The 11,947-nt window shown below is 60.2% G+C and carries 10 protein-coding genes; 2 read left to right on the top strand and 8 right to left on the bottom strand.

All coding sequences use genetic code 11. The features are described 5' to 3' along the window. Positions 1–75 precede the first annotated feature (75 nt). The 7 genes from ACWKV5_RS08105 to ACWKV5_RS08075 all read right to left on the bottom strand — a co-directional run bounded on the left by ACWKV5_RS08105 (position 76) and on the right by ACWKV5_RS08075 (position 7,914). Positions 76–1,011, bottom strand: a complete 936-nt coding sequence (locus ACWKV5_RS08105; protein WP_483840878.1) for a sigma 54-interacting transcriptional regulator — start codon at positions 1,009–1,011, stop codon at positions 76–78. A gap of 59 nt (positions 1,012–1,070) precedes the next feature. Then, a complete protein-coding gene (locus tag ACWKV5_RS08100; protein ID WP_483840877.1) occupies positions 1,071–1,652 on the bottom strand; it encodes an alpha/beta hydrolase in 582 nt (193 codons plus the stop codon). Positions 1,653–1,936: 284 nt separating this feature from the next. After that, complete coding sequence (locus tag ACWKV5_RS08095; protein WP_259498175.1) at positions 1,937–2,338, bottom strand: ExbD/TolR family protein; 402 nt, start codon at positions 2,336–2,338, stop codon at positions 1,937–1,939. Position 2,339: 1 nt separating this feature from the next. Further along, entirely contained in the window at positions 2,340–3,065 is a 726-nt protein-coding gene (locus ACWKV5_RS08090; RefSeq protein ID WP_483840876.1) for a MotA/TolQ/ExbB proton channel family protein, read from the bottom strand. Between the two features lie 44 nt (positions 3,066–3,109). Next, positions 3,110–3,913, bottom strand: coding sequence for an energy transducer TonB (locus tag ACWKV5_RS08085; RefSeq protein ID WP_483840875.1), 804 nt, complete (start codon positions 3,911–3,913; stop codon positions 3,110–3,112). A 273-nt stretch (positions 3,914–4,186) separates the two neighbouring features. Next, positions 4,187–5,530, bottom strand: a complete 1,344-nt coding sequence (locus ACWKV5_RS08080) for an aryl-sulfate sulfotransferase (protein WP_483840874.1) — start codon at positions 5,528–5,530, stop codon at positions 4,187–4,189. A 23-nt stretch (positions 5,531–5,553) separates the two neighbouring features. Beyond that, a complete protein-coding gene (locus tag ACWKV5_RS08075; RefSeq protein ID WP_483840873.1) occupies positions 5,554–7,914 on the bottom strand; it encodes a TonB-dependent receptor in 2,361 nt (786 codons plus the stop codon). A 166-nt stretch (positions 7,915–8,080) separates the two neighbouring features. On the opposite strand from ACWKV5_RS08075, the gene ACWKV5_RS08070 reads away from it, so the two are divergent. Together ACWKV5_RS08070 and ACWKV5_RS08065 are read left to right on the top strand one after the other, a co-directional pair. Next, on the top strand, positions 8,081–9,025 hold the full coding sequence (locus tag ACWKV5_RS08070) for a LysR family transcriptional regulator (protein WP_483840872.1): 945 nt from the start codon (positions 8,081–8,083) through the stop codon (positions 9,023–9,025). Positions 9,026–9,224: 199 nt separating this feature from the next. Next, a complete protein-coding gene (locus ACWKV5_RS08065; RefSeq protein WP_483840871.1) occupies positions 9,225–10,841 on the top strand; it encodes an alkaline phosphatase family protein in 1,617 nt (538 codons plus the stop codon). Between the two features lie 104 nt (positions 10,842–10,945). Here ACWKV5_RS08065 and ACWKV5_RS08060 read toward each other — a convergent pair whose 3' ends face one another. Beyond that, a complete protein-coding gene (locus ACWKV5_RS08060) occupies positions 10,946–11,866 on the bottom strand; it encodes a TauD/TfdA dioxygenase family protein (RefSeq protein WP_483840870.1) in 921 nt (306 codons plus the stop codon). Positions 11,867–11,947 lie beyond the last annotated feature (81 nt).

The following is an 11,947-nucleotide window of genomic DNA, read 5'->3' as shown; positions in this document are numbered from 1 at the left end:
GCGGACAATACCGGGATTTTTTATTCCCGAACAATATCTTTTATTCACTTTCATATTCCATTTTGTTCATACAGATCATTCCAGCGTCTGCGTCAGGCTTTCCAGCAAACGCTTGAGCGCGGAACGTTCCGTGGCAGTGCCGTTTTTGATCAACTGAACCGCCTGCTGCTCGATCTGCGCCAGCGATACGGGCGTCTCCAGCAAATTCAGATGCTCGGGCAAAATCTCGTCGCCGGTGCTCACCAGCAACGCGAAATGAATGACATTTTCCAGCTCCCGGGTATTGCCCGGCCAACTGTGGCGCTCTAGCACCAGTTGCGCGGCCTCGCTGATCAGCGGCACCGGCAGGTCGAGGCGATGGCTGTAGATGCCGAGGAAGTACTCGGCCAATGGCAAAATATCGCCCACGCGGTCACGCAATGCCGGCAACTCCAACTGACCTTCACTGAGGTAGTGATAAAGCCGCTCATGAAATTTCCCGGCGGCCACTGCCTGGGCCAGATCAATGCTGGTGGCAGCGACCAGACGCACGTCGACGGGACTCGGTTGATGAGCGCCAACCCGGGTGACTTCGTGATTCTCAAGTGCTGACAGCAATTTGATCTGGATTGGCAGCGGCAAATCGCCGATCTCATCCAGATAGAGCGTGCCGCCATTGGCCGATCCGAACCACCCGGCGCGGCTGCTGGCCGATCCGGTGTAGCTGCCGGCGGCATAACCGAACAATTCGGCATCGGCGTAGGTCGGGCTGATCGCGCCGCAATTGACCGAAACGAACAAGCCGCCGCGATCACTGGCGCGATGGATATGCCGCGCCAGCAATTCCTTGCCCGTACCGGTTTCACCGCGGATGAGCACCGAAATCGAACGCGGCGCCAATAGCTCCAGGTCCTTGCGCAACTGTCGTGAGCGTGGATCGACAAACACCAACGCCTTTGCGCGAATGCTCAGGGGACTTTTTTCTGCATCGGGGAAGGTCAGCAGCGGCTGACCGAAGTGTTCAAAGCTCATGGCAGACTCCCGCCCAAAACCGCCGGGAGACGGGGGGCGATTCTAAAAGAAGAAAAGGTTCAAGCGCGGCGCAGAGCGTGATGTTCCATGCGGTTCTGCAAGCGATAGAGGTAGGCAAAACCCTGCTCCCAGCGCTGGTGACCGGACTTCACATTGATGTGCCCGGCCCCTGACAAAATCCCCGACTCGGCACCCCAATTACGCGCTAGTTCAAGGGCTCGCGGCGCACTCACGGCGCTGTCGTTATCGGAACTGACGACCTGGCTCGGGAACGGCAGCAGGTCGGTGGGAATCGGTGCGAAGTTACGCAACGCCGGCGCGCACGCCGGGCGCTCGACATCCGCAGGCGCGACCAGCAAGGCACCGCGCACCTGACGCAGAAACTGTACGGGCGCAGCGGCGGCCCAATGGGCGACGGTGATGCAACCCAGGCTGTGAGCGATCAGGATCACCGGCGTGCTGTCGGCGGCAATCGCCTCGGCCAGCGCCGCGACCCAGTCTTCACGACGTGGAGTCAGCCAATCGGCCTGCTCCACCCGCGCGCTGTTCGGCAGGCTGTTCTGCCAGTGGCTTTGCCAATGATCTTCCGGCGATCCTTGCCAGCCCGGCACAATCAGATAGCGAATTGATTCGTTGCGCATGGGGGAGCTCTCCTGCTGCGTGTCTGTTCCTGATCGAGTATAGGGAGAGGATTTATATTCGTTAAGGAATAAGAAGCTATTTATTAAGACCCATATCGAATATAAACACGATCTACTGTGGGAGCGGGCCTGCTCGCGAAGAGGGCCTCACATTCAACATTGATGTCGCCTGACACTCCGCCTTCGCGAGCAGGCTCGCTCCCACAGGGGATTGGGGTTACTGCCGCGGAATAAAAAAAGGGCCGCACCCTGCCAAGGAGACGGCCCCGGAAAACTGAAATCTGTCAGCGCGCGGTGATCACCGATAATTTGGTAATCCCGGCCCGCTCAATCGACGCCATCGCTCGCGCCACCTCGCCATAATTCACCCCGTCATCGGCCTGCAATTGCACGCGCACCTCCGGGTCCTTGGCTTTCGCCGCTTGCAGCTTGAACTCCAGCACATCCGGCTGGATTTCATCCTTGTTGATAAACAGCTTGCCGGCGCCGTCGATGCTCACCACCAGCGGGTCTTTCTGCTCCACCGGCGCCACGGCTTCGGTCTTGGGCAGGTTGATCGGAATCGCGTTGGTCAGCAGCGGCGCGGTGACGATGAACACCACGAGCAGCACCAGCATCACGTCCACCAGTGGTGTTACGTTGATCTCGCTCAGCACCTCATCGCTGTCTTGCGTGGAGAAGGCCATATCAGGACGCCTCCTTCACTTTTTGCGCGTTGCCCGAGGTTGCAACCTTGTGCGCCGTCGGGTGGATCAATACGCGGAACGAACTCTTCTGCGCCAGGCTGTAGAAGTCATGAGCGAAGTCATCCAGGTCCGCCGCCGTCAGTTTCAACCGGCGTAAAAAATAGTTGTAAACCAGCACTGCCGGCACCGCGACGGCGATCCCCACGCCCGTCGCAACCAAGGCCGCGCCAATCGGCCCCGCCACCGTTTCAAGGCTCGCAGAGCCCGCTGCGCTGATGCCTTTCAACGCTTCCATGATTCCCCACACCGTGCCGAACAAACCAATGAACGGCGAGGTGCTGCCGATACTCGCGACCACCGCCAGACCGGTTTCCAGCGAGCGACGTTCACGCACAATCTGCTGTCGCAACGCACGCTCCAGTCGATCCTGATGGTTGATCGCCTGGCTCAAATCATTCGCCTGTGGCGCCTCGCCGACCTGGATCGCCGCATAGCCGGCCTGTGCCACCCGGGCCGCCGCGCCGGGCTGTGTCTCGCTCAACTCGGCCGCTGAATCCAGACTCGAAGCGGCCCAGAATTGCTTGTGAAATTTACGGTCCTGCGCCTTGAGACGGCCGAACTGCACGCCCTTGAGCAATGCCAGGCCCCACGTGGCGACGGAAAAAACCACCAGCAGCCAGATCACCGCGCTTTCGATGGATTCAAGTGGAGATGCCAATAACGTCATGATGAATTCCTCGTGTAAACGTTTCGCGCTAAATAGGTTTCGGTTTAATGAATCTTGAAATCGATGGGCACGCTGACCCAGCCTTCCTGGGCGACATCACCTTGTTTGGCCGGCACGAAACTCCAACGCTTCACGGCGTTCAGCGCTGCCTCGTCGAGGGCATCGCGACCGCTGCTTTTCTGAATCTGGATCTCGCCGGGTTTGCCATTGGCGAGCACATGCACGCGCAGCAACACCGTGCCTTCCCAACCGCGACGCTGCGCCAGTGACGGGTATTCCGGCGCCGGGTTTTTCAGGTACGCGGCACTGGCCGAGGCCGGTGTGACCGGTGCGGGCGCCGGGGGTGCAGGCGGCGCGGCGACCGGGGCTGCCGGTTGTGGCGGCGCCGGCGGTTGCTCGACGGCTTTGGGCGCCGGTTTCGGCACGGGTTTGGCGACCGGTTTGGGTTTAGGAATCGGTTTGGGTGGCGGCGGCTTTACCGCCAGTTCGTCTTCCACCGGAGGCGGCGGTTCGACCACCGGTTGAACCGGCTGCGGCGGTGGAGGCTCGACCACGGGTGGCGCCGGACGCGAGAACTCGATGGTCATCGGCGGAATCTCCGGCGGCACAATCGGCAGCGCTTTCACCGGCTGCTGATTCACCCAATAAATCACCGCGCCATGCACCAGCAGCGCCAATACACCGAGCAGGATCGCTTCGCGTCGACTCAGAATGCCCTTGGGCGTGCGCTGCAAACGCAGCTGGCCCAAGGGCACGCGGTGCGGCCGGCCGAGGTCGACCAACTCACCACTCGGTGCCTGGCGCCACAGCACCTCATGTGCGCTGGCGGCGGTCTGGACATTGCCCATTGTTTAACTCCCTGCGGTCTCTTTGCGATCACCCGAAACGCCGTGCCTGACATCCCCCGCACGACGTGTCGATGGATGAATCATTGGCGTTGACGCTTATCTCTTAAAGTAATCTTTGAAGTTATGTTTAGACTCGAAACGAATATGCAAAACACCCGTTTCTCGCCAGGCCCCGCCGTTCAAGGGCTGCGGCGCGGCGACGAAAAACCCATGCTTTGACGGCATCCAAAGTATTCATCGCAGGCATGGTTTTTCGCCGTTTTTGCCCGGGTTTCAGCGGCTGGCGCTGATTTGGCGGGCGCTCACAGCGGGTGCAATCACCGCCGTTTCCGAGCGCGGCGTCCCCTGCGGCACCCAGTCATAACTCACCGGCAATGCGCGATAGACCCAGTTGCTGATGGCATCGCTGCCCGGCGCTTTTCCGAGGTAAGGGCTGACGTATTCCCAAACGTTTTCACCGCTCGCCGTCACCTGGAAGAACCGCCCGTTCATGCCTTCGTCGATCAATGTGTTGCCATTGGGCAAACGTCGCGCACTGCTGATGAACGAGCTGTAGAACGCCCAACCCGGCTGCTTCGAATTGGCCGCGCTGTACTGCCAGACGACCTGGTTTTTCACCGGGTCGATCTCCAGCACCCGCGAGCCGCTGATCAACCCGAGCGTGACCGATGGATACCCGGCCGAACCCTGGTTATCGAACACCAGCAAATTGCCCGCGCCGGGCAGGCCTGCGGGAATGATGTGAGCGTCATGCTGCCCGACGAACTGATCCACCGGACGTGGCAGTTTCTGCGCGGTTTTCGGATCGATCAGCGGCAGATTCGGACCAAGACGCCAGACAACCTTGCCACTGCTCTTGTCGATGATTGCGATGAAATTAGCGTTGCGCGAGTCGAGTAGCAGGTTGTCCGGGTTGAAGCGTTTGTCGCCGGCATCGAACCACTTGTTCGGGCCAACCAGGCTGAGGTTGTTGATGTGCAGGTAGTCCGGGTTGTCACTGGCGTACACGAGTTTCAATTGATCGGGGGTGAAGCCGAATTCACCCAGGTGCTCGGACGCTAGCCATTGCCATTTCACCTCACCTTTGGCGCTGACTTCGTAGATTGCGTCGTCGATCACCTCGGGGACTTTGAAGCCCTCGACCTTGTGCACTTTGTTCGCCAACACCACGGTGTTGCCGTTACTCAGGCGTCGCTGATCATGGTGCTGTTGCGCAGCGCCACCGGGTGCCTTGTCGCCCCACTGCCAGACGACTTTGCCGTTCCAGTCCAGTTCGCCGACGCTCTGATTGCCCAGACCGTTGCCGGCAGAACCGAGTTTGCCGGGGTCCTTGTCACTCAGTTGCAGCAGCACGTGACCGCGCTCGCCGCCGACCAGTTTCGGGTCGATGACAGCTGACGGGAAACCCGCCTGCGGCCAGGTTTTCACCTCGTTGCCATTCATGTCGATCAGGTGCGTCTGTTTGTCCGCGCCGCTGAAAATCACGTACTGATTAAAGGCCTTGGCCGGGTCATAACGGGTCACACCCGTGGGGTAAACGCTCGGCGCCGCGAACGCGCCGGCACTGATCACCGCACTGGACAGCAACACCGGTAAAGCCGTTTTGATGCTCATCATGTTGACGCTCCTTGAATGACGAATCAGAAGTCGTAGCGACCGGTCAGGCCCAGGGTTCGTGGCGTGCCGAGCAAGCCTTCATAACCACCGTTGGAGGCGGTCCACAGGGTCGTGTAATAGGTTTTGTCGAAGGCGTTTTTCAGCCACAGCGAGACGTCCCACTGGCCTTGGTTGAAATCACCGCGCAGGCCGGTGGACAGGTTGACGACGGCGTAGCTCGGGATCTGCCCGAAGTCGGAATCCTCAACCGTGCCCACTGCTTTTGAACGGAAGGCATAGCTGCCGGTGACGTATTCTTCGAGGCCGTTGCTGAGGTTCCATTTGTATTCGCCGTTGGCGTTGCCGATCCATTTCGAGGCGCCGACCACTTGATGGCCGCTCAAGTCGCAAGAGGCCGGTGCGCCGGGGGCCAGGCTGACTTCCGGTGGGCACGGCGCATCTTTGTACGAGAGGTAGCTGACGTCGTTGTACGAGCCGTTGATGTTTAGCGTCAGGCCGCGCAACGGGATCACCGTGCTTTCAAATTCCACGCCGCGTGAGCGAACGGAACCGGCGTTGGTCAGGTATTGCACGCGGTTGACGTCGTCGTAGGCATTGGTCTGGTAGGCGTTGACCTGGGTCCAGAAGACGTTGGCGTTGAGTTGCAGGCGTCGGTCCCAGAGGGTGCTTTTGAAACCGAGTTCGGCGTTGTTGGCGCGCTCGGTGCCGATCAGCAACGAGTCGGCGCCAGCGACGGGCGCGGAGCCGACGCCGAGGTTCACGCCGCCCGATTTCTCGCCGTGGGACAGGGTCGCGTAGCCGAGCAGGTCTTCGGTGAAGTGGTAGCTGAGGTTCAACAGACCGGAAGGACTGGAGCTGTACTGATTCAGATCGCCGGAGTCGTAAGCGCCAGCACGACCGCGCCGGGCGGTGGCCGCCGCGCCGGTCACTGCTGCGCCGCCCAGCGGTGCATCGCGAGTCACCCAGGCATTTTTCTCTTCATAGGTGCCACGCAGGCCAGCGGTGAAGTCCAGTCGTTGGGTGAGGTGCCAGGTGCCTTGGGCAAACAGGGCGAAGCTGTTGGTTTCGATATGGCCATTGCCGACGCTGTCGACGTTGGCCAGTGCACCGCGTGGCGTGCCGTTCCAGATGTCCGCTTGCGGGCCGTAATAAGAAAATGATTTGTTGTCCAGGTCGGAACCGAAATAGTAGGCGCCGAGCACGTAATCAAAGAATTCGCCCTTGGGCGAGGCCAGACGAAATTCCTGGGAATACTGCTTATCCTCCACCGAGACACCCGCGTTGAACGACGCCGGCACGTTCAGGCCATCGTCGTTGCGTGGAGTGAAATTCCACCAGCGATAGGAACTGATGGAGGTCAGGGTGAAATCGCTCGGCAAGGTCCAATTAGCTTCGACCGAGGTGCCACCCTGATGCACGGTGACGTGCTGGTCATTGTCCAGATTGACCTTGCGGTGCGGGCCGTTGACCAGTGTCGCGCCAGCGGCGTTGGCCCGAGCCTGATAGAGGTTAACGCCATTGATGGTCGGCCCGGTGTTGAACAACACGCGGGTCCCGGCACTGGAATCTTCTTCGTTGTAATCACCGATCCAGCGCAGGTTGAACGACTCATTCGGTTTGAACAGCAACTGCCCACGGAAGCCTTCGCGCGAACCGCCATTCAATTCATGGCCGTTGAATTCGTTCTTGATGTCGCCGTCGCTACGGGTGCGATAGGCCGAAAATCGCCCGGCGAGCTCATCGTTCAACGGGCCGGAAATGGTGCCCTTGGTCTGGAAATAACCGTCCTCGCCCACCGAAGTTTCGATGCTGCGTTCAGGGGTAAACGTCGGCGCGCGGGTATTGATGTTGATCACGCCCGCCGTGGTGTTTTTGCCGAACAGCGTGCCCTGCGGACCGCGCAGGACTTCAAGCTGTTCAATGTCCATCAGGTCGAACACCGCCATGCCCGGCCGACCGAGGTAAACGTTGTCGATGTAGAGGCCGACACTGCCTTCCAGACCATCGCTCGCCGGGTTGTTGCCCAGGCCACGGATCGACACGCTGGACTGCCGCGCATGCATGTAGGCGACGTTGACGCTGGGCACCAGTTGCTGCAAATCCTGGATGCGATAGACCCGTTGGGTTTCCAGCACCTGGCCGCTGACCACGCTCATTGGCGTCGGCACATCTTGCGAACTTTCCTCGCGGCGGCGGGTGGTGACGGTCACGGTTTCCAGTTGCGAACTGTCGGCTGTGGCTTTGCCCGCGGGGGCCGGTGAGGGGGTCGTGGTATCGGCCGCATAACCTTGGGTCCAACTGGCGCTCCCCGCCAGCAACAGGGCCAGGGGCAGGCGTTTGAGCCGTCGGGGTGTCAGGGGTGAGGCGAGGTTCAACGGACTCATAAAACGGCTCCTGATCAAAAAACACACAGCGGCTATTCAGCGATGCATATTCTTAAAAGTTATTTATTTATGTTTTTACAAAGATTTACTGCATAAGAGATAGCCTTTATAAGGAGTCGACCTAATGCATATCCAATGCATTTCCCCGATATTTTTTATGTGAAAAATGCATATCGATTTGCGTCAACTCCGCCACTTCATCGCCCTCGCCGATCAGCGCAGCTTCGTTGCGGGCGCATTGGCGGTGAACCTGTCGCAATCGGCGTTCAGCCGCAGCATCCAGGCGCTGGAGCACAGCGTCGGGTGTCAGTTGGTGGATCGTGGGCGCAAGGACCTGGCGCCGACCAAACAGGGGCAAATGCTGCTCGAGCACGCACGGCGGCTGGTCAGCGGCGCACAGCAGATGGCCAACGAGATCAGCCAGTTCAATGGCCTGGAGGCGGGCGAGTTGCGCTTCGGTTGTGGGCCGGCACCGGCGGCGGGATTGATCCCGCGCGCCATCGGCAGCTTTATCGGGCGCTACCCGAAAGCGCGGGTGCAGTTCCAGGTGGATGACTGGCAGAGTTTGAGCAAGCGCCTGCTCAGTGAAGAGTTCGAATTTTTTGTCGCCGACACCCGTTACTTCGAGGCCGATCCGGATTACCTGACCCAGCGCCTGCGCCCGCGCAAATGGCATTTCTGCTGCCGCGCCGGGCATCCACTGGCCGCCCGCGAAAGCGTCAGTGCCGAGGAATTGATGAGCTATCCGATGGCCGTCAGCATTCGCCCACCGAACCTGCGCAAGGTCATCGTCGACTTGAGCGGTCGGCCGGATTTCACCCCCAATGTCGAATGCGAGAACAGCTACAGCCTGTTGAGTGTGGTGATGCGCTCGGAGGCGATCGGGATTGTCGGCGCGTATTCGGATGCGCTGCATAACGCCAAGGGTGAGCTGGTGTGTTTGAAGGTCGACGGGTTGGCGGATGATCTGGAGGAGCTGTATACGCGGTACGGGATCGTCAGCCGGGCGGGGTATCGGTTGTCACCGTTGGCGGAGGCGATGATTGCGCAGATAAAGGCGATTGATGAGCAGGATGAGGAAGTGTGTTCGCTGGAGAATCTCGCTGTCTGATCTGTCCCCTTCGCGAGCAGGCTCGCTCCCACAGTTGATCCCCAGTGTATGCAAGACCCATGTGGGAGCGAGCCTGCTCGCGAAGGCGTCAGCTCAGGCAACGATGCACCTGCTGCATAAAACCCATTCCCCAAATGCACTTGCCCCAACCCCGCCCCACCAGCGAAAACCCTCGCCTGTCTTCTGATCGGTGAACCCCATGTCCAACCCCCAAAACCCCGTGCGCAACGTGCTCTACATCATGTGCGATCAACTGCGCCGTGATTACCTGTCGTGCTACGGCCACCCGCATCTGCACACGCCCAACATCGATCGCCTGGCCGCCGCCGGTGTACGTTTCAGCCGCGCTTATACCCAAGGCACGATCTGCGGGCCGTCGCGGATGTCGGCCTACACCGGGCGCTATGTCAGCAGCCATCAAGTGGCGTGGAACGCCGTGCCTTTACCGCTGGAAGAGCTGACCATCGGCGACTATCTGCGCCCCCACGGCATCCGCACCGCACTGGTCGGCAAGACCCACGCCACGCCCAATCTCGATGCCCTGCAACGGCTGGCCATCGACCCGCTCGGCGATCAAGCCTCGGCGCTGAATGAAGTCGGTTTCGAAGCGTACTTTCGCCATGACGGCATCTTCCCCGACGACCCGCTGTTCGACGATAAACGCGAATCCGCGCCCTACACCCATTACTTGCGCGCCCACGGCTTCGAAGGGCGCAACCCGTGGCACGAATGGGCCAATGCCGCCGAAGGTGATCAGGGCGAAATCCTCAGCGGCTGGAAAATGCGCAACGCCCATTTGCCCGCCCGCATTCCCGAACAGCATTCGGAAACCGCCTACACCACCGACCGCGCCATCGACTTTATTGCCGAGCAAGGCGAGCAGCCGTGGTGCCTGCACTTGTCGTACATCAAACCCCACTGGCCCTACATCGCACCGGCGCCGTACCACGCGCTGTACAGCGCCGGGCAGGTGATCGACCCGGTGCGTGCGGAGCCTGGAGAGGAAAGCGATCACCCGGTGTACAACGCGTTTCGTCAGCATGAAGAGAGCCTGAATTTTTCCAGGGATGTCGTGCGCCTTAACGTGATTCCGACCTACATGGGCTTGATCAAACAGGTCGACGATCAGCTCGGGCGCCTGTTCGACTTTTTGCAAAGCAATGGCCGATGGGATGACACGCTGATCGTGTTCACCAGCGATCACGGCGACTTCCTCGGCGATCATTACCTGGGTGAAAAAGAGTTTCTGCTGGAGCCTGCCGTCGGGGTGCCGCTGATCGTTCGCGACCCGCGTCCGGCGGCCGATATCACCCGGGGTTCGGTGGATGATCGACTTGCGGAAACCATCGATGCGTTGCCGACCTTTCTTGAAGCCCTTGGCTTGCCAAGCGCCGAGCATCGGCTGGAGGGACGCTCGTTGATTGCGCTGCTGCACGGCATTGAAACCGACTGGCGCGGCTATGCGATCAGCGAGTACGACTACGCGTTCCAAGCGCCGGCTCGCGAACGTTTGGCGCAACCGATCGACCGTTGCCGCATGACCATGGTGCGCAGCGAGCGCTGGAAATATCTGGCGTACGACGGCTTTCGACCGCAGCTGTTTGATCTGCTGAATGACCCGCAGGAGTTACGGGATCTGGGAGCTGATCCAGCGTTTGCCTCGGTTCGCGAGGAGCATGCGGGGTATTTGTTTGAGTGGGTGCGGGGGTTGAAGCGCAGGACGACGATCAGTCATCAGGAGATTGATTTGCGTGGGCAACGGTTTCGTTATGGCGAGCCTGAAACCGAGAAAATGGTGCAAATCGGCGTGTGGTAAAAAGCATCCTCGGAACACCGCCCGGAGCAAGCGCGCTCCCACACTGGATCTCTGTCAAACCCTAGATCCCCTGTGGGAGCGAGCCTGCTCGCGAAAGCGTCCGATCAGACGCCGCTGATTTCAGCTCCCTTGATCGTCTGACTCCGCTGCCCCGCCACCCCGACCGGCACTTCACCTTTGAGCGTCACACGCCGCACCACACGGTCCTGAGTTCCGTAATCATCAACCGCGTAATGCTGGGTCGAACGGTTGTCCCAGATCGCCACATCACCCGCCTTCCAGCGCCAGCGCACGGTGTTCTCTTGACGAATCACATGGCTTTGCAGCAACCCGAACAAGTGCGCGGAATCCGCCTGCGAATAGCCTTTGATGCGCTTGACGAAATGCCCCAGCAACAAGCTCTTCTCGCCGCTGATCGGGTGTACGCGCACCACCGGGTGTTCGGTCTCGTAAACGGTCGAGGTGAAGATTTTGCGGTAGCGCTCCAGCTTCTCCGCCGAGACGTCAGGCTTGCCGCCAGCGTAGTCATATTCGTTGCTGTGCACCGCCACCAGTTTGTCCGCCAGTTCACGCAGTTCAGGCGCGAGTTCGTTGTATGCGGTCGCGGTGTTGGCCCACACCGTGTCGCCACCGAACGCCGGCGCCACGACCGAGCGCAGGATCGAGGCTTTCGGATAGGCCTCGACGAACGTCACGTCGGTGTGCCACGAGCTGGCGCGCTGACCTTCGGCACCATCGAGTTCCAGCAGAAAACGCGTGCCTTCACGCACCGGCACCGTCGGGTGCGCCACTGGTTCGCCGAGCAGATGAGCGAAGGCCTCCTGGCGTTGATCGTCGAGCTGAGTCTGTTCGCGGAAGAACACCACCTTGTATTGCACCAGCGCCTGTTGAATGGCTTCGACGGTGCTGGCGTCCAGCTCACCGGACAGTTGCACGCCGCGGATTTCGGCACCAATGCGACCGGCCACCGGATGGATTTCAAGCGCGTGAACAGCGGGTTTTACAGCTAAAGCGGCATTGCTCATGGGTAGACCCTCTATCGGATTGCTGACGGTTGAGTGACAGCGAAACAACGCTCTATCTATATTCACTTTAGGTCTAATAGA

This window comes from Pseudomonas oplopanacis, assembly GCF_057128725.1.
This window is presented reverse-complemented; position numbering and strand designations above follow the sequence as displayed.